The organism is Acidovorax sp. GBBC 1281 (genome assembly GCF_028473645.1).
GTDB lineage: Bacteria > Pseudomonadota > Gammaproteobacteria > Burkholderiales > Burkholderiaceae_C > Paracidovorax.
The window spans coordinates 3587212-3612654 of the sequence record NZ_CP097269.1 but is presented as its reverse complement, the minus strand read 5'-3'; the positions used below and the strand labels follow the sequence as shown (position 1 = coordinate 3612654).

Annotated in this window: 27 protein-coding genes; 3 read left to right on the top strand and 24 right to left on the bottom strand. The window is 64.7% G+C overall.

Going from position 1 to position 25443, the window contains the following annotated elements:
• Positions 1–5: 5 nt before the first annotated feature.
• The 10 genes from M5C96_RS16890 to M5C96_RS16845 form a co-directional block, all read right to left on the bottom strand.
• Complete coding sequence (locus M5C96_RS16890) at positions 6–2318, bottom strand: type VI secretion system Vgr family protein (protein ID WP_272564275.1); 2313 nt, start codon at positions 2316–2318, stop codon at positions 6–8.
• A gap of 244 nt (positions 2319–2562) precedes the next feature.
• Positions 2563–5442 (bottom strand): conjugative transfer ATPase, encoded by a 2880-nt coding sequence (locus M5C96_RS16885; RefSeq protein ID WP_272564274.1) that lies wholly within the window; start codon positions 5440–5442, stop codon positions 2563–2565.
• Entirely contained in the window at positions 5442–5876 is a 435-nt protein-coding gene (locus tag M5C96_RS16880; protein ID WP_272564273.1) for a TIGR03751 family conjugal transfer lipoprotein, read from the bottom strand. Before M5C96_RS16880 ends, M5C96_RS16885 begins: the two co-directional genes overlap by 1 nt.
• Positions 5857–7314 (bottom strand): TIGR03752 family integrating conjugative element protein, encoded by a 1458-nt coding sequence (locus M5C96_RS16875; RefSeq protein WP_272564271.1) that lies wholly within the window; start codon positions 7312–7314, stop codon positions 5857–5859. The genes M5C96_RS16880 and M5C96_RS16875 overlap by 20 nt, the downstream gene beginning before the upstream one ends.
• A complete protein-coding gene (locus M5C96_RS16870) occupies positions 7304–8212 on the bottom strand; it encodes a TIGR03749 family integrating conjugative element protein (protein ID WP_272564270.1) in 909 nt (302 codons plus the stop codon). Before M5C96_RS16870 ends, M5C96_RS16875 begins: the two co-directional genes overlap by 11 nt.
• Positions 8209–8901 carry a PFL_4703 family integrating conjugative element protein gene (locus tag M5C96_RS16865; protein WP_272564269.1) on the bottom strand — a complete coding sequence of 231 codons (693 nt, stop codon included), beginning with the start codon at positions 8899–8901 and terminating at the stop codon, positions 8209–8211. Before M5C96_RS16865 ends, M5C96_RS16870 begins: the two co-directional genes overlap by 4 nt.
• Positions 8898–9293 carry a TIGR03750 family conjugal transfer protein gene (locus tag M5C96_RS16860; RefSeq protein WP_272564268.1) on the bottom strand — a complete coding sequence of 132 codons (396 nt, stop codon included), beginning with the start codon at positions 9291–9293 and terminating at the stop codon, positions 8898–8900. The genes M5C96_RS16865 and M5C96_RS16860 overlap by 4 nt, the downstream gene beginning before the upstream one ends.
• 10 nt (positions 9294–9303) lie before the next feature.
• The gene (locus M5C96_RS16855; protein WP_272564267.1) at positions 9304–9678 is read right to left on the bottom strand and encodes a TIGR03745 family integrating conjugative element membrane protein; all 375 of its coding nucleotides are present in this window, start codon (positions 9676–9678) and stop codon (positions 9304–9306) included.
• 17 nt (positions 9679–9695) lie between these two features.
• On the bottom strand, positions 9696–9929 hold the full coding sequence (locus M5C96_RS16850; RefSeq protein WP_272548406.1) for a TIGR03758 family integrating conjugative element protein: 234 nt from the start codon (positions 9927–9929) through the stop codon (positions 9696–9698).
• Complete coding sequence (locus tag M5C96_RS16845) at positions 9926–10288, bottom strand: integrative conjugative element protein, RAQPRD family (RefSeq protein ID WP_272564266.1); 363 nt, start codon at positions 10286–10288, stop codon at positions 9926–9928. The genes M5C96_RS16850 and M5C96_RS16845 overlap by 4 nt, the downstream gene beginning before the upstream one ends.
• A 306-nt stretch (positions 10289–10594) precedes the next feature.
• On the opposite strand from M5C96_RS16845, the gene M5C96_RS16840 reads away from it, so the two are divergent.
• The 3 genes from M5C96_RS16840 to M5C96_RS16830 are packed head-to-tail and all read left to right on the top strand — an operon-like array spanning position 10595 to position 12399.
• A complete protein-coding gene (locus M5C96_RS16840; RefSeq protein WP_272564265.1) occupies positions 10595–11104 on the top strand; it encodes a TIR domain-containing protein in 510 nt (169 codons plus the stop codon).
• Complete coding sequence (locus M5C96_RS16835; protein ID WP_272564263.1) at positions 11105–11959, top strand: macro domain-containing protein; 855 nt, start codon at positions 11105–11107, stop codon at positions 11957–11959. It begins immediately after the preceding gene.
• A complete protein-coding gene (locus M5C96_RS16830) occupies positions 11956–12399 on the top strand; it encodes an HIT family protein (protein ID WP_272564262.1) in 444 nt (147 codons plus the stop codon). The genes M5C96_RS16835 and M5C96_RS16830 overlap by 4 nt, the downstream gene beginning before the upstream one ends.
• A gap of 48 nt (positions 12400–12447) precedes the next feature.
• On the opposite strand, the gene M5C96_RS16825 is transcribed toward M5C96_RS16830, so the two are convergent.
• From M5C96_RS16825 to M5C96_RS16760, 14 genes are all read right to left on the bottom strand, one after another.
• Positions 12448–13197 carry a TIGR03747 family integrating conjugative element membrane protein gene (locus M5C96_RS16825; RefSeq protein ID WP_272564261.1) on the bottom strand — a complete coding sequence of 250 codons (750 nt, stop codon included), beginning with the start codon at positions 13195–13197 and terminating at the stop codon, positions 12448–12450.
• Positions 13194–15365 carry a type IV conjugative transfer system coupling protein TraD gene (gene traD, locus M5C96_RS16820; protein ID WP_272564260.1) on the bottom strand — a complete coding sequence of 724 codons (2172 nt, stop codon included), beginning with the start codon at positions 15363–15365 and terminating at the stop codon, positions 13194–13196. The genes M5C96_RS16825 and traD overlap by 4 nt, the downstream gene beginning before the upstream one ends.
• 10 nt (positions 15366–15375) lie before the next feature.
• On the bottom strand, positions 15376–15918 hold the full coding sequence (locus M5C96_RS16815) for an integrating conjugative element protein (protein ID WP_272564259.1): 543 nt from the start codon (positions 15916–15918) through the stop codon (positions 15376–15378).
• 19 nt (positions 15919–15937) lie between these two features.
• Positions 15938–16897, bottom strand: coding sequence for a phosphoadenosine phosphosulfate reductase family protein (locus tag M5C96_RS16810; RefSeq protein ID WP_272564258.1), 960 nt, complete (start codon positions 16895–16897; stop codon positions 15938–15940).
• Positions 16894–17508, bottom strand: coding sequence for a transglycosylase SLT domain-containing protein (locus tag M5C96_RS16805; protein WP_442867319.1), 615 nt, complete (start codon positions 17506–17508; stop codon positions 16894–16896). The genes M5C96_RS16810 and M5C96_RS16805 overlap by 4 nt, the downstream gene beginning before the upstream one ends.
• Positions 17493–18224, bottom strand: coding sequence for a TIGR03759 family integrating conjugative element protein (locus M5C96_RS16800; RefSeq protein WP_272564256.1), 732 nt, complete (start codon positions 18222–18224; stop codon positions 17493–17495). The genes M5C96_RS16805 and M5C96_RS16800 overlap by 16 nt, the downstream gene beginning before the upstream one ends.
• Before the next feature lie 9 nt (positions 18225–18233).
• The gene (locus M5C96_RS16795; RefSeq protein ID WP_272564255.1) at positions 18234–18878 is read right to left on the bottom strand and encodes a hypothetical protein; all 645 of its coding nucleotides are present in this window, start codon (positions 18876–18878) and stop codon (positions 18234–18236) included.
• Positions 18875–19495, bottom strand: a complete 621-nt coding sequence (gene pilL2 / locus M5C96_RS16790) for a PFGI-1 class ICE element type IV pilus protein PilL2 (protein ID WP_272564254.1) — start codon at positions 19493–19495, stop codon at positions 18875–18877. Before pilL2 ends, M5C96_RS16795 begins: the two co-directional genes overlap by 4 nt.
• A gap of 160 nt (positions 19496–19655) precedes the next feature.
• Entirely contained in the window at positions 19656–21935 is a 2280-nt protein-coding gene (locus tag M5C96_RS16785; RefSeq protein WP_272564253.1) for a DEAD/DEAH box helicase family protein, read from the bottom strand.
• Positions 21936–22038: 103 nt separating this feature from the next.
• On the bottom strand, positions 22039–22335 hold the full coding sequence (locus M5C96_RS16780) for a hypothetical protein (protein WP_272564252.1): 297 nt from the start codon (positions 22333–22335) through the stop codon (positions 22039–22041).
• Positions 22336–22421: 86 nt separating this feature from the next.
• The gene (locus M5C96_RS16775) at positions 22422–22748 is read right to left on the bottom strand and encodes a methyltransferase (RefSeq protein ID WP_272564251.1); all 327 of its coding nucleotides are present in this window, start codon (positions 22746–22748) and stop codon (positions 22422–22424) included.
• Positions 22749–22861: 113 nt separating this feature from the next.
• A complete protein-coding gene (locus M5C96_RS16770; protein ID WP_272564249.1) occupies positions 22862–23971 on the bottom strand; it encodes a DUF6094 domain-containing protein in 1110 nt (369 codons plus the stop codon).
• 72 nt (positions 23972–24043) lie between these two features.
• A complete protein-coding gene (locus M5C96_RS16765) occupies positions 24044–24694 on the bottom strand; it encodes a hypothetical protein (RefSeq protein ID WP_272564248.1) in 651 nt (216 codons plus the stop codon).
• A gap of 108 nt (positions 24695–24802) precedes the next feature.
• Positions 24803–25411 carry a DUF3275 family protein gene (locus M5C96_RS16760; protein ID WP_272564246.1) on the bottom strand — a complete coding sequence of 203 codons (609 nt, stop codon included), beginning with the start codon at positions 25409–25411 and terminating at the stop codon, positions 24803–24805.
• Positions 25412–25443 lie beyond the last annotated feature (32 nt).

Below are 25443 nucleotides of genomic sequence, written 5' to 3'. Positions count from 1 at the left end.
TCCGGTTACGTGGGGTTGACGTTGGTGTTCGGCGACGCGACGGTGACGCTGGAGCTACCGGCCACGTTGATGGTCTGCCCGTTGATCTGCACGGTGCCGTCGCTGGTCATGCGCAGCACGGCCTTGCCGCATTTGATCTCGATGGCGTCGCCCACGGTCACGGACATTTCCTTGCCGACCGATAGCGTGCGCACCTCGCCGACCGTGGTTTCTGAATTCTTGCCCACGGTTTCGGTGTAGTTTTCCGTGGTGCTGTCGGTGCGGTCTTTACCAACCTTGCTGGTTTCGCTCTGCCCCACGGTCACGGAACGGCTCAGCAGCACGTTGGTACTCTGCGTCAGGCCCACGTTGACGATCATGGCCGCGCCCACGTTCACGTTGTAGGCTGCGCCGATGTTCATCATCTTGGCCAGCCCGACGTTTTGCAGGTAGGCAAGGCCCACGGTCTCGGTCTTGAACTTGCCGACCTTGATCGACCAGTTGTTGCCGATCTTGTCCTTCTCATTGCGACCGATGGTTTTTGTCCGGTTCTTGCCGATGCTCACCGTCTCGTCGATACCGACGTCCTCGCGGCGGTTGTCCCCGATGCTGATCCGCTCGTCATGGTCCACCCGCTCCGTGCGGTTGTTGTGGACCGTGATGTCCTCATTCCGGTCCACCGTCTCGGTGCGGTCGCGGTGGATGACGTTGGTCTCGTCCCGGTCCACGGTCTTGCGGCGGTCGTTGCCGACCCACTTGTCCTCGTCGTTCTCGACCTCGGTGAGCTGGTCCTTCTGCGCATGCAGCCACAGCTGCTCGGCCCCGGCCTTGTCCTCGAAGCGGATGGCGTTGGCATCGCCCGCCCCATCTTTCATGCCCGCCCCGAAGGCTCCGCCCTTGCTGGATTTGGTCTTGATGCCCGATTGCGTGGCGTTGCCCGGCAGCGCCCACGGCGGCATGTTGTCGGCGTTATAGACGCAGCCGGTGATGATGGGATAGTCCGGATCACCATTCAAAAAATCTACGACGACTTCTTGGTTGATCCGCGGAATGAAGACGGCCCCGAAGCCCGAGCCTGCCCAGCTGCTCGATACCCGCACCCAGCAACTGGAGTTCTCGTTCATCGCCCCGATGCGGTCCCAGTGGAACTGCACCTTGACGCGTCCGTACTGGTCGGGCCAGATCTCCTCGCCGGGCGGGCCCACCACCACGGCGGTCTGCGGGCCGGTGGTGCGCGGCTTGCGCGTGGTGCGCTCAGGCGTGTAGGGCAAGCTGGTGGGCTGGGCTTGCAGGGTGAACTTCTGGAAGGACCCTTCTTCCTGCGGCGTGCCCTTGGGGCCGGGCGCGGCGGCGCTGACCCGGGGGTTTTCCTTGAAGTGGTATTCGATGCCGGTCAGCAGGTACTGCTGGTTCTGGTCTTCCCGCGGGTAGTTCTCCAGCGTGAAGGTGTAGCCGGGGGCGAGCGCCCGGTGGCGCGACTGGCCTTTGACGGTGCTTTGGCCGGTGAGGCTCGATTGCAGGCGCACGCGGGCATAGGCTTCGCCATCGCCGAACTGGGTGTAGCCGCCCGGCCATTCGTAGACTTCGTGGGCGTCGTGCGCGTGCCCCGGCGGGGTCTGGCGCATGTTGGACAGGTCGGCGCGCGGTTTCTGGAAGTCGTAGTCGTCGTTGTAGTGCCGCCCGGAGTGGATTGCTTGGTGCAGTTCCCAGGCGTGGATGTTCTCTTTGTCGGCAACGGCGGCTTTTTCTGGCGGGTAGAAGGGGATGACGGCGGCCCCTGGCAGCGGGCTGTGCGAGGCGACGATGTCGTCGGCCAGGATCAGGGTGTGCTGGCCGGCCGCATGCTCGAAGTAGTAGTACGCCCCTTCGTGCTCCAGCAGCCGGGACACGAAGTCGCAATCGCTCTCGCCGTATTGCACGCAATAGTCCCAGCTGCGGTAGCTGCGGGTGAGCTTCTTTTGCAGGGGGTAGCCGTATTTGCCCAAGACCTCTTCGACGATCTCCGGCGCGGTCTTGTTCTGGAATATTTTGAAATCGGTCTTGCGGGTGGCGAGCCACAGCCAGGGCTGCAGGCGCAGGCGGTAAGAGTAATACCGGTGGTCCTCGCCCTGCATGCCGAAGCGGGTGACGATGCCGTCCAGGTAGCGCCGGCCGCCGCCTTGCGTTTCCATCACGACCGTGGCGTTCTTGCCCAGCAGCGCCTTCGGGTCGATGCTTTTGCTGTCGCAGAGCAGGTCCAGGTCGAGGCAGAACAACTGGCTGATGGCTTCCTTGCCCTGCAACTGCCGGAACTGCAGTTGCTCTCCCAGGGGCGTTTGGATCGTGACGCGGCGGGTCATGTTTTGCAGGCCCTTGTATCGGGCCGTTACATTGAAATGGCCGCGATCATATCCCGACAGATGGAATATCGAGCCATTTCCCCCTTGCGCCAGACCTGTCTAAATGCGTCGAAGCGTAACTATTGCGCCAGTTTGATATGTATTGCCACAATTGACCCGATGTCGGTGGTCGATCGGGCGGGACGTTGAGTGCGGCGGTGCGCCTTGTCGGGGCGCTCTGCATGGGCTCTGCCATCCGCCAGTTTCAGTCCAGCGCATCGAACGCCAAAGGTTCGATTCCGCGCGCGCGGTCGATCTTCTCAGCCACTTTGAAGGCGGCCTCCAGCTCGCTGATACCGAACTCCTGCATCAGTTGGAAGCGTTCGGCTTTTTCCTCCGGCTCGGTCATCGCCAAGGCGAGGTACAGGCTGGGCGGCACGGCGCGGAACAGCAACTCCATCGATTTGGACAGCATCACGCCCTCGGTGAACTTGCCCGCCTCCTTGCGCGCCGACAGCATCAGGGCCTTCTGGGAGGCGTTCAACTCCCGAAACCGTGCAATCTTCTCCACCTCGTCGGGCGGCATGGACAGGCAGATCCACCACTCGATCATGTTGAGCATCGGTTCTGCCGCCTTGGGAAGATCGTCCAGGTTTTGCGTCGCCAGCCAGTACCAGGCGCCGAGCTTGCGCCACATCTTGGTGATCTTCACCACATAGGGTGCCAGCAGCGGGTTCTTGGTGATGACGTGTCCCTCGTCGGTCACGTTGATGATCGGCCGGCCCAGGAACTGGTCGCGCTCGGCGATGTTGTTGACGGTGTTGATGAGCGAGATGTAGGCGATCGACAGCTGTGCGTTGTAGCCTTCGCGGGCGAAGGTGGCGAGGTCCACGATGGTGATGTCGGCCTCGGGCCAGGGCGTGCCTGGGCGGTCGAACATTTCGCCATCCACGCCCTGGCAGAACATGTCCATGGCATCGGCCATCTCCAGCAATCGCGATCGTCGGCTTTCCGGCAAGGTGCTGTCACGGCTACGCTCTCGCAGCGCATCGCGCACGTCGCGCGTCAGCACGGTGCGCCGCTCACTGGTGCAGCGCTGCGCCGCATCCAGAATGCATTGGCGGATCAGGCTGCGGTCGGCGCGCGTCATGCGGGCCTCCTCCTTGTCTTCGCCCCCCGTGATCATCAGTCGGGCGGTGATCTCCAGTTCGCCCAGGACGTCACGTTGTTCTTCGTGATCGGCGGCATGGCCCCATTCTTCCCTGTCCTCGTCCAGTGCATCGGCGTCCAGGGTCTGCACCTGGCTGGGTGTATCGACCAGGCGCCAGGCATCGGCAAACGGAGCCAGGCTCACGCCCAAGCCCGGAGACAGCTTGACGCGATGCACCGTCAACCCGAGCCGCTTGGCGAAGTCGCCGAACAGGCCGAAGCTGTTGCCCGCTTCCACGATGAACAGCCGTGGCCGGTAGATCGCGGTGACCTGGTTGAGGATGTTGTTCAGCGTGGCGCTCTTGCCCGAGCCGGTCGGCCCGAACAGGAACAGGTGGGCGTTCATCTGCCGATCCAGGCGATTCAACGGATCGAACGTCACGGTCCCGCCGCCACGATTGAAGAAGGTGATGCCGGGGTGGCCCGTTCCATGGCTGCGGCCCCACACGGGTGCCAGGTTCGCCGCATGCTGTGCGAACATCAGCTGCGTGTACCACTGGCGCTGGTCCTTGGCGGGGTCATAGACGCACGGCAGCCAGCGCAGATAGCTGTTGAGCGGTGCCACCTCGTCCTCTTCGCGCACCGGCTGCAGGCCCGCGTTGAGCAGCACGTTGCCCAGGTGCACCCCGCGCGCGTCGAGTTCGGCCACATCGCGTCCCCGAAGGTAAAACGCCATGGAGGCCCGGTAGAGCTTGTGCGAGCTGCCGATCAGGCCGCGCGCCTGCCGCACGTCCTTGAGCGTCTGCTCCGACGCCAGCGTCTCGCCGACCGCCTTGCGGGCAATCTGGTTGAGATGGGATTCCAGAATGTCCTGCGGCGTCACGACCAGCGTCAGGCACATCACGGTGTCCTCAGGCATCTGGTCCATCAGCGCGTTGATGGCATCGCCGCCCTTGCGGGTCTCCCCGGTGACGTGGCCCGTCGCGGGCGGCAGGCGAAGCCGGTCCAGCACGATGGTCCGGTGCGGCATTGCGTCGAAATACCAAAGACCGTTGTCGGCATCCGATCGCGGCTGGCCGAAGAAGAGGCGTTGCGCGAAATCCGTGCCGCTCGCCATCTCGATCTCGCCGGGATCGGTGGATTCGGGATAGGCCGCCAAGCGGTAAAAGCGCTCGCGGTCCTCGGCGCTCGGCCCCAGCAGGGGCGGGCAAGGGTTGAACCAGCGCAGCAGCCATGCATGGATGTCCGCAGCGGCCAGGCGGCGCGATTGCACGCCGGCATTGGCCAGGCCACCGACCAATCGCTCGCAGATCACGTTCAGCGCCTGCTCCGGTGACTGGCCCCTGCGGGCCGCGGTCTGGTGGACACGCCGATAGGCGACGAGGCGCACGCGGCGGGTCTGCCCGCGCCAGGGCAGGCGCGTGACCGTGTGGTCCTCGAACAAGCCGCCCGGCTTGGCCACCGCCCGCAGATGATGGGCCAGGAACCGCAGGTAGAACGCGCTGAAGGCAGTCCCCTGCGCACGCGGCTGCACGTAGTTCTCCAAGGTCTGCAGGTAGTGGTTCCAGTCCGCCTCGTCCTGCACGTAGAACTGCACCACCCACGGCGATTCGTCGAGTTCATCGAAACTGTCCTGAAGCGCGTTTTCCACGGCATCGCGCGCCTGCATCAGCCAGTCGGCCTCGCGGCCTTCCGTGCCGATCGGCTGCAACTCGAAGAATGCGGCCACCGAGGTGCCATCCTCCAGCAGCATGCATCGGGAGTCGGGTAGGTACTCGGCCCAGGGCAGCATGTCGGCAAACGATGGGGTCACGTCGTAGAGCGCCTGCTCGTCGGCGACCGTCGCAGGGCGCGTTGCCCGGCCCCGTGGCTTGCCCGGTTCGGCGATGCCTTGCGCCGCCAACGCAGCGACGTGTCGCTCCCAGGCATCGGGCGGCGGCGCGTCCGCGCCAGCGTCGGGTGCGGCGTTGCGATGGCGCTGGAAGGGCCACCGCATCAGTAGTCCTCGGTCCGTTCTCCGGGCATCGCGTACTGCACCCGCTGGTACAGCGGGAACACGGTGGTGTAGCCCGGAATCGGCACGGGATCGGTGCCCGCCAGATGGGGGAACACGTACATCGCCAGGTCGGGATTGGGCAGGCGGTGGAACTGCCGGTCGATCTCGTTGCGCGCCGTGCGGGTGTAGCTCGCCTGGCCCGCGGGCGCTGCCTTCACGTCTGCCTCGGTGAGCGGGCGGCGCAGCGACTGCCGGGCGTCGAGCAGTTGCCCGGCCTGTCGGCCTGCGCCCGCGCTGCCGCCGGTTTCCGCGTTCCAGACGTCGAGCATGGTCTGGTCGTCGTGGGGAAGGAGTTTTTCCTTGCTGGTCGAGCAGCCCGCCAGCGCGAGGGCGGCGAACAGCGCCGCCATGCCGTTAATCCAGGTCCTGCGCATGCAAGGCTCCTCCGAGGCGATGATCGACCTTGCGGCCCTTCGGGTCGTAGTCGATGGTGAGGGGTTGTTCGAGGTGCACGGCCACCTTCGCGCCGGGCCGGACATAGACGGCGGCGAACGCCTGGCCGTAGAGCTTGTTCACCCACTGCGACATGTCCTGCACGCCGCCGGCGAGGATGCGGCCCATCGCCTCGTTGCCGGAGATGCCGACCGTGCCCAGCGAGCCGTTGTTGTTGGCGACGACCGCGACACTGCCCTTGTCGGATTTGATCAAGGAGGCGACACCGGCCCCCGCTGCGGTGATGAGCGATTGCGTCCCCAGATACTGCTGTGCATTGCTGCGCCGTTCGCCGCTGACGCAGGGGATGCCGTAGGGATCGCTGATCCAGCCCAGGCCTTCCCGCGCCCCATTGCTGTCGGCATTGCCATTCCCTTCACCCGTGCCGCTCTGCTGCCCATGGCCCGACCCGCGCCCGCGATCCTGCGGCACGGTGCGGATGGTGCCATCGGCGAAGACGAAGGTGACCGAGCGGATCTGGCCGCGCACGCATGAAAGGGTCCAATCGCCGGAGGCCGTGCCGCTCACCACGGCCCCTGCCACTTCGGGAATGTCGATGCCGTTGGCCGTCAGGTTGTCCGGCCCGATCAGCACCTTGAACGGATAGGGGTCGTTGACGGTGCCATCCACCGGCACACGCCCGATCAACGCGGTCATCGCGATGGAGCCCATCAGGGTGGCGTTGGTAGGCACGGTATAGACCGGCTTGGCGGTGGAGACTTCTCGCGTCTGCCCGGCAGGGTCCGTGGTGTGATCGGCGGACGCCCCGTTGGCCTTGTCCATCCCGAACCGGGTGGGGAAACTGAAATTTTGATCGGACACGCCGCTCTTTTTGTCGCGGCGCGCATCGTCGGGTTCGATCCAGCGCATGCCTTGCGCGCCGGGCGCACCCTTGGCATCGGGCTCCAGCCCGAGACCGACCGGCAGGTCGGCATCGCCGTTTTTTCCGGCCAGCCCCTCGATCTGGCGCTGCACCTCCTGCAGCAGGCCTTGCGCCTGCTGGCGCTCGCCTGCGACCTGATCGCGGTCGGTGCGCAACTGGTTGCGCTCGGCGTCCAGCGCGCTCTGGATGCGCCGGTCGATCGCGCCCTCGCGCTGGCGCAGCCGCTCGTTCTCGGCCTGCTGGGTCTTGTTGTCCGCCAGGGCACCCTGCAGTTCGGTGCGCAATTGCTTGACCTGGCCGACCAGGGTCGCCACGGTGTCGCGCGGGGTGTCGGCATCGATGCCCAGGGTCTTGGCCTCCTCGGCGGTCAGCCGGGTGCCGGGCGGGCGGGGCGACGACGCGCTGCCGCCGGAGAACAGCTGGATGCCCGCGAACACCAGCACCAGCGCCAGCGCCAGCGGGACCATCAACCACTTGAGCAGGCCATTACTTTTCATGGGAGGCTCCCTGCGGGCGCTGGGCCGGTTTCGGAAGGTTGACGGCGGCATCGATCCGGCCGATGGCGGGCAGCAGCGATTGCGCGAGGCCATGCCCCTTCGTCACCAGATAGACGACCGAGGTGTCGTCCGGCTGGCCGGCGGGCCCCAATGTCCCGTGCTGAAAGGTGGCCGTCACGAAGTCGCCCACCAAGTCCCGCGGGTCCAGGCTGAACGTGCCCGGGGAGCCATTGCTCAGTTGCACCGCCGTGACCCACAGGTCATCGAGCCGCCAGGCCGCCAGGGCCCGCGCCCGCGCCGGGACGGTCGGCAAGAGGGTCTCCAGCGCCAGGTGGCGCGGGAGGTTCACGCGCGTGATGCCGCTCAAGGGCTCGACGGTGCGCAAGGGGGCATAGAGGTTCTGCGCGGCGAACCGGGTCAGAACGACGGGGATCGGCGTCTCGCGCGGCGTGCGGGGCGATGATCCCGGCCCTTCGGCGGCATCCTCGATGGTTGCCGCGGGTTTTGCATCGCCGTAGCGCACGGCGGCGGCATCGGCCTCGACGATGCGGACCGGCTCCAAGGCCGGCTGGCCGGAACGGGCCGTTTCGGCGGCGACATCCAGCAGGATGAGCGCGCCGGTATCGGCGTCCTGCAATTGCAGCCGGGTGGGTTCGATCGGTTCGCTGGCACGCAGATAGATCGCGCCGCCCGCGCTTTGCACCCGCAACCGTCCTTCCAGCGATGCCGGCACGCCCACGCGGACATTGCGGTCGATGAAGACGACACGCTCCTGATCGACATGCAGCGGCACCGCCAGGGGAAGCCGCTCCCAGCGCAGGATTTCCAGCGCCTGCGCCGGGGTGGCCAGGTAGGCCGCGGTCAGCAGCAGGCCGATGGACCAACGGGTGTGTTTCATGGTGTCTCTCCCAAGGCGCCACCGAGCACCCCCGAGGGCCGGCCAGGGGCGGGCGCAGGTTCGGGCGTGGCGATGCGTTGTGGCGGTGTGCTGTAGCAATCCAGCGCCAGCCCGAACGGGTTGCGTTCGGGATCGATGTCCGAGCGCGCGACCTTGAGCGGGTAGCGCACCAGCGCGCGCTTGACCTGTTCCGCCCCGAAATACTCGTCGGCGGTCACATCCAGCGTGACGAGCCAGTCCCGTTCGGACACGGTTTTGACGCGCAGCGCGGGATCGCTGCCATAGCCACGCCCCGGAATCTCGTAGATGCCGCGCACGCGCTGGCGCAACTCGCCCGCCGCGCGGCGCAGTTCGTAGTCGTGCAAAAGGAAGTCCTGGCAGGCCGGCGTGAGGTAGGGCGACAGCGCACGGATGTTGCGCGCATAGTCCTCGTCGCCATTGGTCGGCCAGCGCTGGAGCTGCTGCCAGATGTAGAACGTGAACGCGTACACGCTCTCCGGGGGAACCTCCCACCATTTGCGGGTGCTGCCCGACCGGAGGTCCGGTGGCACATGGATGGTCAGGTTGCGCGGCGAGCTCCACCAGCCCGCGCCCATCACCAGAGCGATGAGCAGCAGCGCGAAAGCGCCCAGGCGCAGGGTCTGGATGTGCGCGCGCAACTGCGTGATTTCGTTCTTGAACCGGCTCACGTCGTGGTCCTCCGGGTGCACCACCAGCCCGAGCGGACCACCAGGCCATCTCCCCCGAACAGCCAGGCCAGCGCCGGCTGGTGGCGTGCGATCCACCACTGCATCTGCCGGTACAGCCAGGTATCGGGCCGACCGCGCTTGTGACGACGCAGGACACCGCCGCCGACGAACACGCCGACCGCGATGGCCAGCACGATGGCGGTGGGCACGACGGCGATCGAGGCGGCGAGGATGGCCAGCGGTACCCCCATCGCAAACCCCGCCGCCCCCGACAGTCCGGCGCAGACCCACAGCTCGTCCGCCGTGAGGCCCCGGACCACCACGGGATGGCGGTTGAGCCGGTGCGGGAGGAATGCGACCGTGCCATCGGGCCGGACATCGTACTCGGCCATGCCCATGCCCTCACAGAATCCCGGTGGCCTTGGTGAGCAGCCAGATGCCCACCACCAAAAGCACCGCTCCGACCGCCACGCTCAATCCGAACTGGCCCCAGGTCTTGCGGCCGTTGTGGATCTCGGCGTAGGTGCCGTAGGCGTGGTAGCAGACACCGATGAACATGGAGGCCACGACGAGCAGCGCCACCAGCATCACGATGTCGTAGGCGTAGTTGCGCAGCGTTTCCATGATGCCGCTACCCGCGCCGCGGGTGGGGTCCTCCAGCGTGGGCAACCCCTGGGCCTGCGCGAATGACGACAGCAGCAACGCGGGAATACTGGCCCGCGCCGAAAGTCGCACGGGCCAGCGGAGGAGGGAACGATGGGAGGGGACCGGATGCATGGTGTCCTGCCTTTGCGTCAAGAGAGAAGGAAGAAAGTCAGCACGAGGTACATCGCGACGAAACGCATCGCGACACCGAGGAACTGACGCTGGGAAATTCGTTGCTCCGACCAACCGACATAGGCCGTGCGCAATGCCCACACGCCCCACAGCAGCAGGATGGCGAACACGGCCCCGACCAGCAGGCCGAGGGATGCGGAGGCGTCGAAGCCGCCATTGGCCTGGAATGCGGACAGTTGCTGGGCCGTCATCGCTCGCGCTCCTGCCCGGCGTCCTGGCGGTAGTCGCCGGAGAGCGCGGCCGGGTCGCGCGGCTGGGCCCGCTGCGGGCTGAGGTAATCGCGGATGCCGGCGCGCACGCGCTGCAGATCGGCATTCAGGCGCGGGTAGTCGAAGTGGTATCGGGCAGGAACGTCGGGCGCGGCGGTGGCGGATTGACCGACGAGGCGATCGATCAGGTCCAACTGGCGAACGATGGCGGCGAGGCGCTCGCGTTCGATCTCCGCGTCATCGGTTGCGGCGGCTTGGTGTGCCGTGGGCACCAGGCTGGCGAACAGGACCGCCGCGAAAGCGGGTCGCCATGCCAGCGTCGATCTGTGGGTTCGATCCATCGTGCCATCCCGTCTGATGCGAATGGCTGGATGCTGCGGCGTGGTGGGGGAAAAGTCCGCGATCTATCGGGAATGTGTTGTCACCACTTTGTGGAGCGGCAACGTAGTCATGCTTCTGTTGTCGATTCTCATGGGCGTCGTTTCCTCTTTGCCGACGCTGCTGCCAAGTCAGAGTGACCTGCCCGCTGCGTCATGGCCCACAAAGCAGTTGCTGATGTTACAAGTAATGGCTTAATATCGACGTTGCTCGACTCGCGTAGGCTGCGAGTCTAATTCGATGTAACGACTAAATATTATGGGGGGTATATGAGTTATAGGAATAAAACTTACGTTGCTTTCGCTAGCGAGGATATCCATCTCTATCGATTGATGGAGGCTTGGCGGGAAAACGAGAAAATAGATTTTGATTTTTACGATGCCCATGATCTTTTTATTTCGCGCGACACCAGTTCGCGAGAAACGATCAAAAAAAATCTTCGTGAAAGACTGAAGAATGCCAAGCAAATTGTTTTGATCGGGAGCGCTGATGCCAAAAGAAAAGGCGGCGACGGGTACTCATTTTTGGCGCACGAAATTGAAGTAATCATGGAGTTCAATCTCCCGATCGTAGTTGCGAATAAAGACGGTGATCGAACGATAGATAGGGGATTTATTCCTGCGCCACTACTGGATGCCAGCTACTACACGTTGTCGGTGTCGTTGCAGCCTGCCATCATAAAATTTGCTTTGGATAACTATGCTGTCGCATTTGCTGCCTCTGCAAAAAAGGGGCCTCACTTTTACGAAAAAGAGATATACAGCAAGCTGGGGATTTAAGTGAATATAATTTCCGATCTTAAAACCCTACGCTTTTGGCGATATCTGCTTCTATACTCCCTGGCATTTGGTGGGTTCCTGTCGGCGGTAATGCAGTTTTTGTTGATAATCGATCCTTCTCTTGCTTCGGTTTTTCGGGGAAGAGGGCCTCTTGCCATCATTGCAGCCGTTTCTGTTATTTCTGGGGTGTTTAAGTCCTGGCCTCGTCCAATCGAAATGGAATTTAGTGCTCCAAAGACAAAAATAAAAATCATCAAAGGCGATATTCTCAAGCAGGACGGGCATCTTGTCGTGGGAGTTTGCGATACGTTCGATACGGAAACTCCAAAGATAATATCGCGAAACAGCCTGCTGGGTCAGACTATCAGCAGCTTGTACGGCGGCGATACGAAGCAGATCGACAGACTCCTTGACGAAGCCTTGATCGGCGAGACGCCGGTGGGAGAAATAGAAAAAGAAGGAAAAACCAAAAGGTACGAATTGGGTACGGTAGCGGTAGTTCGCCATGATCCACGCCTGGTATTTTTTGTGGCTTATTGCGAAATGAATAAACGCAATGAGGCGTTCGGAACGGTTGATGCCGTATGGAAAAGCTTGTCTTCGCTTTGGACTGCACAATCAGTCCATGGCAATCATTCTTCTATATCGGTGCCCGTTATTGGTGGTGGTCAAGCAAGAATGTCCTCCCTGTTGCCCGCTCAGGATGCAATACGAATAATCGCTTTGTCTTTCATGTTTGCGTCGCGCAAACATAAGGTGTCCGATGAGTTGCGAATTGTGGTGCAACCGGCCGACTATGATCGGCTCGACCGAATGGAACTGCAGTCTTTCCTGTCTTCGTTGAGGCCATCGTGAAAAAGCAAAATAGTATCGTTACGCCAGAGCAAAAATCTTGCGCGTTTTGCGACTATCTGAATGAAAAAAGACCTTTCACGTTTGTGTTTAGGGACGCAGACATCGCCATTATGGTCACAAGAGAACAACGGGGAGAGCCTCACCTCTTGGTGATTCCAACCCGGCATGTTGAGACTTTGTTGGATATTTCGGATCAGGAGGCGGCAAGGTTGTCCATTGGCGTGCGTGACGTCGCCAAGGCTATTGAAAAGGAATACAAGCCGTCCGGAATCTCCGTCTGGCAGAATAATGGCACCTCAGCCAGCCAATCCATCGGGCATGTGCATTTTCACGTAGCTGGTACCCTTGAAGAGGGTGGAACAGATTGGGGGAAGGTTCCTGAATTACCATTGACTGCGACAGAAGAAATAGCCGTTAGATTGCGTCCGTATTTTTCCTGACGGTGCGTATCGCTTAACAGATCGGTGCGGTTATAGCTACGCAGCTATCTATAGATATTTCTTGAAGCTGCCCACCGCGATGTTTACCGCCAATCCCAACAGCATCGCGCTGGGCAGCAGGATCAGCAGCGGGCTGACGCTCACGGGCAAGGCCAGATAGACCACCCATGGCCATACGGCGAGCGGCATCACCGCAGCCTTCGCCCGGTGATAGACAAAACCGGACTCCCGGCCTGCACCGAAGCGCCGGATATCGCGGCGCACCAAGCCATCCACCAGCCCGACGAAGGCCGCCATCAGAAAGAGCGGCAGGCTGAGCACCAGGACGAGCAGTCGAACGATGAACACCAGCAGCATGAAACCGCTGGCAATCAAATAGCGCTCCGTCCAGACATACACCTGGCTGATGTAGAAGCGGAAATCCCGATGGCTGCCGCGGCTGGGCGCGCTGGCCTGCGCCGACGCATCGCGCATCCAGTCCACCAGACCGCTTCGCACGAAGGTCCATTCGTAGCCCTGCTCGACCAGCCATCGGCCCGTGCGTCCCGGTTCCTCCACCAGCGCGCTGCGCGTGAAATGCCCCGACAACTGGGCCAGTTCGTCGTTCAGCATGTTCGATGCGTGCCGCCAGCCTTCTTCCGGCCAGAACAGGTGCATGCCGACGCATTCGATGGCGATGCACAGCAGCAGCGAGCCGCAGAGGACCCCGACGAAGCGAAACGGCAGCGTGATGATCTGGGCGACCAATCCTTGCTGCTGGTCCTGCTGGCGCCGGGCGGTCGCGGCCGGATCGCTCATGGTGCCGCCACGCTCTCTTGTGCCTCGTCCGCGGCCATGTGGCGAAAGCCGTCCAGCAGATCGGCGGGCAGGGGCGTGTCCTGCAATCCTGCAAATCCCTGGTGTTCCCACCAGTCGCCGGCCTCCACGTAGTGCTGGCGCATGTATCCGGCCAGTTGCTGGAGGTCCTTGGGCATCGCTTCGTCGGGATCGGGCGCTGGCAACGGCATGCGGATCTTCCAGAGATTGCCACCTTCCAGCAACGCAAAAGCCTGGCCCTTCGGGAGGCCGACCACATGCGCCGGCTCGATCAGCGGCACGCTGGAGGTGGTGATACGGTCCTGCGTGTTGCTGGTGAACGCCGTCTTGCCATGGATGTCTGAGCTGTCCGTGGCACCGCTCATGACGGACGTGGCGTAAACCTCCACCTTGGGCAACTGCTTCGTGAGCAGTTCGGCGGTGGCCGTCTCGCGCACCCGCAGCATGAACAGGTTGTTGAAGTTGCCCACCACCTGGCCGGCCTTGGCACTGTTGCCGATGCGTGCCTCGATGTCGGAGAGCGTCTGCGTGTAGGCGGTGACCTGGATGCCCGCACCACCACCCTTGTTGACCATCGGGATGAACTCGTCGCCCATGAGTTCGTTGAACTCGTCCGCATGCACGTTGATCGGAATCTTCGCGTTCGCGGATGCACCGGGCAGTCCATCGTCCACGCCGAACTTGTACAGATGCCCTGCGACCGACACCAGGTCGGAGAACATCGAATTGCCGACGGCGGCGGCGACCTCCGCATCGGACAGTGCATCCAGGCCCACATAGACCACGGCGCGCTTGCGGATGATCTGCATCCAGTCGAAGATCGGCCGCGGGTCGGCCAGGTCCGAATAGTCGGGTGCCAGCAACTGCGCGATCTTGCCGGTGGTGAGTTTTTCCAGCAGCGGCAGCAGGCTGGCCACGATCTTGTCGAAATACGTGCGGTCGTAGCGCACGGCGCTGCGCAGGCCGTCGAGTACCGGGTCGTAGGTCCGCACCTGGGACAGGTACTGCTCCAGCGCCACGACACGTTTTTCCCGACCGATCATGTTGCGCGGGATGTTCTTCTCGTTCAACTTCGCTTCGAGCTGGACGATGATTTCCCAGGCCTTCGGCTCGTTCCGGGCGAAGTAGTGCTGGGCATACTCGATGAACAGCGCATCGATGTTCACGACATGCCGCTGGATCAGCAGGTAGTCGGGGCGCTGGCCCAACTCCACCAGCGCACGCGCGATGATGTTGACGAACCGCCAGGCGAATTCGCGGAAGGCAGCGCTGTTGCCCTCGCCGGACAACTGCCCGGCGATGCGGGTCGCCACCTCCGAGATCCGCCCGAAGCGGCCCACGGCGTTATAGCGCGCGCTGATGTCGGGCCAGCCGAGATGGAACACATAGAACTCGGCCTCGCGGCCTGCGCGTTGGGCCTCGACATACATGCGCTTGAGCAGATCGGCATCGCCCTTGGGATCGAAGACGATGACGACCTCGAAATCTCCGTGGGCATTGCGCCGGCGAATGTCCTGCGTGATGAACAGTTCGGCCAGGCGCGTCTTGCCGACCCGCGTGGTGCCCAGCACCAGCGAATGGCCGACCCGTTCACCCAGGGGCAGGGTCACGTCGGTTTCCTGCGGCTCGATCCCGTGCAAGCGCGGCATGCCGCCCACGGGCGGCAACGGGCGCGCGGGATTGAGCGGGTGATCCCATGCGGTCAGGCGTCCGATGGCCGACAGCGGAAACGGCGCGAATTCCAGGCGCGCCTCCACACGCCGGCCCAGGCGGTACAGGGCCGTGGGCTCGACGTAGCGGCGAAACTCCGGCCTATAGGTCTGCATCAGGCGGTGGGTGTGCCGCTGGTCCCAGCGAAACCCCCGGCCGATGAAGAGCCGCTGCGAACTCACCGGAACCGCACGGCTGGTCATGACGTAGCGGGGAAGGCGGCGGATGTTGCGGCGGTAGCGCAGGATCGCCAGGGCGTCGCGCAGGCGGATCGCCCCGAAGGCGAGAAAGGCCATCGCGGAACCAGCGCCCAGCCGCGGGCTCAGGGCCATTGCCCAGGGGGCCATCGCGCACAGCAGCGCGGTTCCCGCGCAGACCGCGACGGTGTAGAGCTCCACGGCGGGCCGGAGCAGGACTTCCACCGCATGGGGCTGGGCCATGGCGACGGCCTCACTGCTCGATGCCGGTCGGGGTGATCAGCACGGGATAGTGGCGCAGGCCGAGACGCCCGGCAAGATCGTCCCCGGATGCGGGGGAAAGCGTCAGACCGTGGGCCTCCCGACGCAAAGCGGCCAGGGCCCACGCCGATTCGACGTTGACCACCAGACCCGTCGCATTCATCTCGCGCAGGGTTGCGCCGCGTTCGGCCAGCCAGGCCCGCGAGCGGTCGTCGTCGCCGATCACGAACATCGGCATGAGCCCCGGCGCCTGGATCACACGGCGTGGCTCGGTGCCCGGCGACAGGCGCTGCGAACGCACCGGCAGCATGTCGGCTTCGGAAAACAGCCGGGCCGGTGCGGCGGGCACGGCCGCGCTGGATGGTGAAGGCGAAGCCTGCTGCTTGGGCGGCGGGCTCAATGCTTCGTAGTAGGGCAGGGCCGAAGCGCCGCCCCGGTCCTCCACCACGGTCAAAGGGGACTGGGCCAGGACGGTCCACGGACTGCAGCACAACAGACAGGCCAGTCCCGACCGGGCGGTGTATGAGTGTTTCATCGGAGGCTCCTAGTCGCGTTCATGGGTCGCTGCGCTCGCAAAGCGCCAGATCGGATTGGCAGCCGCCCCCGCCCTGGTCATCGAAGAACATGTCGTACTGCCGACCGCCACGGCTGGTGCGGCTCCACTCCACCACGGTGCGGATGCCGGCGTAGGTGCCGGGCCGCTCCACGTCCATGGGGTCTTTCACGGCGGGGAAAAACGTCGCGGCCCGGCGCTTGTTCGCTGCGGCCACGATGGCCTCCCATCGCTCGATGCGGTCGATTTGTGCTGGAAACCGCTCGGCAATGGATCGAAGCTCGCCCTTGCGGCAGTTGACGCAGGGCATGCAGCCCACACGACCCATGCCGTGGGCGTAGAGCGGGTTGGGCTCCAGCCCGTGGCGGCGGTGCAGCGCCCACACGTCATCGACCGACCAACGGAAAATCGGGCGCCACACCATGCATCCGGTCTCATGGCGGTTCCAGCGCGGTTGCTGGGCCCGGTGGGCGCTCTCCTGTGCGCGGATGCCCAGCCACTGCAGGACCGGGCCGTTGCGCAGCATGGGAAACACCACCTGCACAGTGATGGGCTGCGCTTTCAGCTCGAAGGTGCAGAACTGCGCCATCCGGCTCGGAAACCGTCCTTTGGAGATGCAAAGGTCGAGAAACGGGATGCCGGTGGGCTCATGCAATGCCGCGGCTTCCCGGACGATGTGATCGGCCACGCCCATGCGGGGCCATTCCCGCAGCACGAACGCGCGGTGCCGTGCCAGTTGCGCCGTGAAGTCGGCGCGCACGATCTCGATTTCCGGGCCACCCGTGCGCGCAGCGAGTTGCTGGATGAATGCGTAGGTCCACTCATGCTCGTTGCCCGTGTCGGCGAACACGGCGCGAAACGCGCGGCCCGATTCGAGCGCCAGCAGGTAGGTGGCAGTGCTGTCCTTGCCACCCGACACGTTGACCAGATGCTGGATGCGGGAGCCGTGGCGGCGGATCATCGGGGCGTCCTTTCCTGCCATCGCGCGCCGTGGTGCCAGCCCGCCAGGGCCGCCTGGGCTTGGGAGGGACCCAGGACGCGCGCCAGGTGCTGGCCGACGCTTCGGCGGTAGCGGGCGGCAGGCGCACCACCGGCCGGGCGGTGATAGCGGCCCATCGCCATCAGCCAGTCCTCGCCGGGGTCGTATTGCTCGCGCAGGATCTCGGCGGCGATCGCCAGATTGCGGTAGGGGTCGAGCAGATCGCAGGGCCGGTCGTAGCGGTGCTTCTGGTAGCCGAGGTTGATCTGCCCCAGGCCCGCGTCCACGCGCGTGGACGGCACCTCCCGCAGCGCCCTTTGAAGACCGGCGCAGGCGTCGCCGCGATTGTGGAACCGCCGGGCGTCGCCCGCCACGTTCAGGGTCCAGGGCCAGGGCACCACCCGTCCGCCGCGTTGCCACCCGCTTTCCTGCAACGCGACCGCGTACAGGACCGCGGAGGGAATGTCGGCGCGCCGGGCGGCGATCTGGTAGGCGGGAGGCGGCATCTCCTGCGCCTGCGCCGCAGCACTGGCAGCCCCCCAACTGGCGAGCAGGATCACCATGGTAGCGAGCCGGTTCATTGGCGCTGCCATTGGCCGTCCACCTGTCGCACGACGGCGGGCAGATCGCCCGGCAGTCCCAGCGACAGCCAGCGGCCCGTATCGTGATTGAGGGTGATCGTGCCGGAGCGGACCTTGCCCGGATCGATGCGGGCCTGGCGGGCCCATTCGCGGATGCGGCCGTCCTCGGCCCGGCTTCCCACCATGTAGAGGTCGAAGGGCGTCCCGGCCGATTGCAGTTGCTGCACCAGAGGCAAGCAGGGCGCGCAATCGCCCTTGACGAAAACCGCCAGGCGGGCCGCAGCGCCTGATGTGCCGGGATGGGTGTTGGCACCGGGCAGGCTGACCCGCTGCGCCCCGGGATGCCGGCGCTGCCAGGCGGCATCGTAGGCGCGCTGATAGACCAGCATCTTCTCCACGCGGCGCGCTTCCGCCTCGACCTGCAACTCGGCATAGCGGCGGCGCTCTTCTTCCGAGCGGGCCTCGATGCCGAGCGCCGACAGGGGGTCCAGGTGCGGAGAGTAGGTGCCCAGCGGGCCTTGCATCACCTCCCGAAAACGCGCCCAGTCCTCCACGCCAAGACCCCAGGTGCGGGCCTGCTGCTCCTCGCTGAGCGCGGTGGCGGCAGATTGCTCCCGGTTGGGCACCACGGGAGAGGACCGCAGGCGGGCATCCTGCGAAAACACCGGCAGCACGCTGCCTGCCGACAGCCCGAGGGCCAACGCGATGCGGGTGGTCCAGTGTTTCATTGCATCCTCCTATGGCACGGCCAGGCGACGGACTTCGCCCTGGTGTTCCCACACCGCCGTGCGGTTTTCGATGGTCTCCAGCCGCCAGCCGGACTCGACGTCACCAGGCCGCAGCACACGGGCCTGCGACGGCGCGGAGGCGTTCTGCGGCAGGATGGTCAGGAAGCGTTCGCCGCCACGCACCTCGCTGCCGATGACCTGGAAAGGTGGCGCGGATGCCTTGGGCCGTGGAGGCGGTGCGCCAGGCGACGGGGGTGGCTGCATCGCCGCACGCGCGCTGGTGTTCAGGCGCTCTTCCAATTGTTCGATGCGGCTTTGCAGCGGTGACAGGTCGGGTGCCGGCGGGCGCTCTGCGATGGCCTGATCGACGTCTGCCAGCCGCTGTGCGATGGCGCTGCGCGCCTCCTCGAAATCGGCCTGCGTCATTGCGGGTGGCTGCTGTTGGACGCTCTCGATCTGCTGCGCCAGTTCCGCTAGGCGGTTTTCCAGGGAGGCGATCTGAGAGGCCCGTGGGCCTGCGCTGGTCCGCTCGGAAAGACGGGACAAGGCAACGTGATCGATCACGGCGATCACGCTGGTGAGGACGAGCGCGGTGATGGCGGCGGCGCGCAGGAGCATCGAGCGGCTGGGCGGGCGCAGTGTGGGGAGTTTCATGACCGAGCCCCCTGCCGGGCCGTGGGGACCTTGGCCGACGTGCCGGTGCGGTCGGGTGTTTTCGATGTCTTTTCGCCAGCAGGCGCGGGCGGGGACCCGGCGCGGGAAAAGCACACGCTGCGGGCAGCGTCGTCCACCCGAAGTTCCCAGGTGGGACCCGCGAGTGTCAGCAGGGCGTCGCGCAGCAGCACAGGTCCCAGCCGGAAGTGCGCGGCCGGCAACGGCAGCGAGTCGAAAGCCGTGACCTCTCCCGCCTGGCACAGTCGGTAGCCCGAGTGCATCAGCACATGGCGCAGGCCATCACCGACCGTGGCCCGGCGCGCATCGGGCACCGACACCTCGATCACCTGTTGCAGCAAGTCCTTCTGCGCGGATTCCGGGGCAAGCTCGACCAGCGTATAGCGTCCCTGGCGCACCACAGGCACGAAGCCGGGCGGTGGCTTGGGCACCGGGGTTGCAGCGTGCGATGGGGACCGCGTGTTCAGCGGCGTGGCCGATGTGGCGGATGCAGCGGACGTGGTGGGTGGCGGTGCCTTGGCACAGCCGCCGATCAGGGCCGCGGCGAGCCACAGGCCGCAGCCTGCGAAGAAACGTGGGGAGGGATGAATGGATCGCATGGGGCGGTTCTCTGGAACATCGAACCCGCACGATTGCCCAACAGGCCGGGTGGATCAGCAAACAAAAGGCACCGGCCAGCACCCGGTTTGGCAGGGCGAGGGCGCGGTGCCCATAAAAAAAGCCGGCAGCCCCCGGAAGGGCTGCCGGCTTAGGAGCGGATCAAGCGGCAACGAGTTGCCTTGCCAGCGCGACCTCGATCGAGTCGCCGTCCTGGTTCAGCGCATCCAACCCGGATTCCGGCACATCGCCTGACGTGCTTTGCGAAACCAGGATCTTCCTCGCCATCAATGCCAGGCAAGTCATCTGCGACGTGGCCGCATAGCCCAGGTAGATCACTTTCACCGGCAGGTCCTGGCCGATGCGCCAGGAGCGCCGCGCAGCCTGCTGCAGGGTGTACACGTTCCACCCCGACTGCATGAACACGATCGTGGGGAACTCCAGCAGATCAAGGCCCGTCTTGACCAGTTCGGCGTTGGTGAGAAGCACGTCGATGCCCCGGTCCAACTGCTCGGCGATCCAGTCCTCGCGCCGGGAGGTGTCCACGCTCGCGCGCAGCACCGCGACTTTCAGACCTTCCTGCTCCAGCAGCGACTTGAGCCGGGACGTGGTATCCCGCGTGCCGGTATAGACGGTATAGGCCAGCACCTTGCGATGGGCGGCTTTCTCTGCCTTGCAGATGTCGATCAGTTCGCGCTCTTTCGGCATGACCTGTCGGTCGCTGAACTGCGATGGCGTGCACGCGAGGGTTTCCCGCGTGCGTGGGTGCGTCACGACCTCGGAACGAAAGCATGTGTCCGGCCAGGCCAGCAGCACGTTGAGGACCACCCCCAGCAGCGTCGTGTCGCGTTTTCTCAGCGCCGCCTTCAGTTCGGCCGTCAAACGCCCCGCGAGTTCGCGGTAAGCGCTTGCCTGGTCGGTCTGCATGGCGACCTCGCGGAACTCCTCGTCGTAGGGCGGCAGGACGTTGCCGCCGATGTCGCGCAACTTGAGGAACACCGTGAACGGCAGGACGCATCGCAGGATGCCCTTGGGTCCGAACCCCGGGGCCTTGACCGTGCGCACCGACACCTTGCTGCCGCGCGCCGTCTTGTGGGACGTGCCCGTGCTCTCGGAATAGATGTCCTTGAGCACGCCATGGTCCCGCATGAAGGCGAGGGCCGCCGACGCCATGCTGCCGGTCTTGGAGGGGCGGTAGCCGTCTTCGATCATGCGTGCGGGCAACGTCCGGAACAGCAGCGCGAACAGGTCGTCCGCGTAGCCGCCCATCAGCGTCCCGGTGAGAAGCAGGGCCTTGCGCGCCTTGGAGGCGAGCACGCCCATGGCCTGACCCTGGGCAGACCCGGGCGACTTGTACTCATGGCCTTCGTCCACCACCAGAAGGTCGAAGAACCCTTGGGGAAGATAGCGCTTGATGAATTCCGAAGGCTGGTATCCGCCTTCGCCGAAACCGAACTCCATCGAGGCCATCGCGCGTTCCATGCGATGGGCCTGCCGGTCGGAAAACACCAACTGGCCTTTCTCGTCCATCAGGTTGATGAACTCGAACAGGTTGTCGCCCAGGAGAGAGACCAGGAACGCCTCGCCGAACGTCTTCATCAGACGCTGGGCCGTGGCTTGCCCGATGGTCGGTATCCGCTTGAGGGCCTTGATGACGGCCGACGACTGGTCGGTGGCGGACAGCGATCGCGGCCGCATCAGCGTCCACAGCGCGGATGCGCAATGGCCGCACTTGCGGCGCGATTCTTCGGCCTGCAGTTCGGCCGTTGGGATGGGTTCGCCATCGAGGTCGGTGATGGCTGTCCCGCAATGGGGGCAGGCCCCCACCGGCCCATTGAGCGTGCGGCGTTGGACGAAGGAGGGCCTCCAGTGAAAGCCCATCCGCATCCTCACCCGCCCCAGGACGAAGAACTCCTGAGCCTGCGCCGGCACGCCGAGCTGCTCGCGCAATTTGAGCAGCTTGACCAGGGTATCGGGCCCGTTGAGCACCCACACCCTGGCACCGGGAACGGTTTCGAGGATTTCGCGGCGCCACTTATAGACCAGGTGGGGCGGCGACAGGACCAGGGTGCGGCGGTAGCCTTCGGCGTTTGTGACCGCCGCGGTGGCGATGGCCATGAGCGTCTTGCCGGTGCCCATCTCCGCATTGATGATCGCGGCACGCTCGCCACGGTCCAGCAGCAGCTCGGTCACCGCGTGGATGACCTCGGCCTGTGCGGGAAACGGAGCGCGTTTGAGGCGCGACAGCGCCATCTGCCGGGCGGGACGCGGTTGCCCCGCATAGACCGGCGGATTCGCGCGATTGAGGGAGTCCAGCAGCTCGTCGCCGAATTCGCCAACGAAGTCGGTGAGGCTGATGGTCAGAGGAATCGATGGCGTTGCGAACAGGTCGTCCTGCGCGGTGCCATCGGTGAGGGTATCGGTGTCGAGATCGAGGGACATGGTGATGCTCCAAAAGAAAAAGGGCATGCACCGGCCCGCAGGGCGATGGACATGCCCGTTGGGGTGAGAAGGAAATCCGGCGGCTGGTCAGCCGCCGAACCGATCAGTATTCGCTGGGCAGCAGCAGCGTGGTGACGCTGCGATCCCATTCGGTGATGATCCAGAGCGTCAGGATCGGTGACAGCTCATAGGATGAAAACAGGCGGTCCTGGCCCGTGCGCAGCGCGGTATCGTTGGATTGCCAGTCGCTGTCGCTGAGATCGCCCCAGTCGGCATTGAGATGCCGGCGAAGGCAAACCAGGGGATCGATCCGGCCCTGCTGGAGCAGATCGTTCACGCCTTGGGTCATGACCAGTTGCCCGGCCTGAAACTGCGTTGAAGACAAGAGTGCGAGTGCCATGGTGGCTCCTTTCGAGAGGGCGGGGCCACGGCATCCCCGAAGGGGTGCGTGACCCCTTTGGGTGGTCGGGAAAGATGGAAAGACCGTCAGAGAAGCGGGTTCTCTTCGGGCAGCTGTATGACGGTGAGGCTGCGATCGCCGTTGGTGACCACCACCAACGACAGTCGGCGTGTCACCGCATAGCGCGAAGTCAGAAGGCCGCCGGACTGGAATGCGGCGTCGTTGGCACGGCGCCCTTCATCGTCCATTTCGCCCCAGTCGCCGCGCAGATGGCGGTGCAGGTAGCGATGCGGATCGACAAGTCCCTTGCTGTCGAGCCACTGCACCTTGTCGCTGAGCTTCAGGGTGCCGGTGGAAAACAGAGGGTGGGAAGGCTGCGCTGCGCGCATGCCGGTGAAAAGCCGCAGTGGCATGGTGAACTCCTTTCGGTGGGCAGGGATGAAGGCCGGACGAACGCCCTTTAGCGGGCGGATCGTTCCGGTGAACGAAGGCGGCGATGAGCCGCTTTGGGGAGCAGGGAAGAACGTCAGCAGATGGTGAGCACCTCGCCCCTTGTCGGGGAGCCAGGTGTCATGTCCCATGCGCGGATGACGGGGACGAACTTGTCGGTGAGGATGCGTGTCTCGGCGATGGAGCCGTCGTCACGTTCGGTGTATTCCACGGCGGAGGTTTTCTCCTTGTGGGTATCGCCCTTGACCACCATGACCTTGCCGCTGGGTGAGCGCACGACGCCGGAGATGGCGCCTGCGGCCAGGGCCAGTGCCAGATGCCATTGGGACAAGGCGCGTGCCGGTGGCCGCAGCGATTGCTGCGATGCGCCCAGGTGCGTATCGAGAGACGGCCACAGCCCTTGCAGCCGATGGACCTCCCGCGCGAATTGCTCGGGCTCCATGGACACCCTGCAGAAATGTTCCGGCTCGGCTGTCGCCGATGGAACGGTGTATGGCAGGAACGGCCATTCGAGGGGCAGTTCCTCCGCTGAGACATCGCCCGCGCCGATCTGCAGAAGCCGTTGGCGTGCGGGCCGGGCCGCATCGGCCAACAGATCGCGTTGGCGCACGCGGGTGCCGAAGATCACCACTTGCTTGTACTGCGTCTCCACCGCACGGTAGATGCGCAGCCCGGTGAAATGGCGTGTGAGCCAGCCCACCAGTTCGGCATCGAGTACATGGCTCGGAATGATGAACACCAGCACGCCGCCGTATTGGAGCAGCGGCAGGGACCGTTGATAGAACAGCTTTTCCAGCCGGGCGCGGCCCTGTCCCTGATAGCCGATGTCGCCATCGGCGCTCCTGGACAGATCCCCGTAGGGCGGATTGAGCCACAACAGCCCGAAGCTCTGCCGGCTCACCAGCGTATCCATGAGATCGCTGTGCAGGCAGTGATCGACGAGACCCCTGGCATGGCTGGCGCGCTCGCCATCGAACTCGACGGCATAGGCGGACACCTGGCTCCGGCCCAGGGCATGTGCGGCTTCGGCGATGGCGACGCCTTCGCCCGCACAGGGATCGATGATGCTCATTCGAGCGGGTGCCGGTGCCAGCGCCTTCAGCGCTCGCTCCAGCGTGGGTTCATCCGTCGGGAAATACCCGTTCTTGGCAAAATTCCGGGCGAGCCGGGGGAACATGAGCGCCATGGAAACCTCCTTTGGCAGATGGGGGACAGGCAGAGGGCGGGCGCGGTGCGCGGGCCGGGGAGGATGGGAGATTCAGGCGACACGCCGAAGCGCTTCGCCGCTGGCCAGTTCGTGGCGGGTGGCACCGAGGGTGCCGTTGCGGATCAGATCGCCCAGTCCCTTGGTGAGCGCCGGAACATCGATCGAGAGCCGGTAGCCCTCCAGCGGTCCGAGGGCCATGGGAAGGCGTGAGAGCATGGATTGCGCGAGCAGCATGTCCAGCACGGTGTCACGCCAGTGGTCGAGCAGCGGCAAGGGGCAGGTGTCCTGCACCAGTGTCCACAGCCGTTGGAATGGCTGATCCGCATCCCGGCGCAGGAGCGCCAGGGCACTGGCGTTGGCCTTGTCGGGCTTCACGCAGCGCTGATCGAACAGCCACAGATTGACCATCGAGCCGAACAGCGTCCGCCGGAACACGCGCGTGGAGCGCTTGTCCAGGCGATCGACGTTGCCGACGAACACGGGAACGGACCCGTTTTGATCGGTCAGGATGTGGAATTGATCCAATCCGTCTTCATCGCGTCCCAGCGTGAGCCGGGCGATGAACTGCTGGATCGCGGTATCGCGTGCCCACACGGACAGGAAGACGAGGTGGCCGCTTTCGTCGCCGACATAGCCATCGACCATGAGGTCGGGGCATTCGTCGATGCGCAGAAGCGATGAGGAAGAGGGGTGCTGGGGCATGGGTGGTGTCCTTTGGGAAAAGCGGGACAGCCACCGAACCCGTGGGGCAGGTGCTGTCCCGGGGGGTGGATGAATGCGGCAATCCGAAGCGGATGGCCGGGTGTGCGATCAGGTCTTGAGATGCCAGTCCTGCGACATCGGCTGGAACTGGTAGCCCAGGGCATCGAGGCGGTCGCGTTGCTGCCGCATGACACGGCGATCGACGGTCGCATCGAGCTTTACGATCGGGCCCAGAGGCCAGAGCGTTCCGAACAGTGCCGCATCGTCTTCCTCGGCGTTTTCGCCCGAGGACGGTGCATCCGCCGGCTCGCTGCCGAACGGCGTGGTGTCGATCAGCGGGTCCGGACGCTTGCGCGCCTTCGGCGTGGCTGTCGCCTTCGGATCGGACTTCGGGGCCTGCGGCTCCTCGTCGATGGGATCGACCTCCTGGGGACCCAGTTGCTGGGCTTCGTCCCGGCTCAGCCGATCAATGTTGGAGACGGTCATCCCGCCCAGATAGGCGCGGATCTCGACGACCAGGCGACCGTTGGCGTAGTACGTGGCGGGGCGGATTTCCACGAGCGTGAATTCGCCCTCGTACTTGCCTTCGTCGTATTGATCGAGTTCGGCGTTCTTCACGACGAACTCCCCGATGGAAGTGGTAAGGCGCCCGACGTTGAAATCGCCGTTGCGCCCATGGATGGTCTTGATGGCCAGCTGACCGGCAAGAATGATCATGGAAGGCTCCTGATGAATGGGTCACCCGGCAC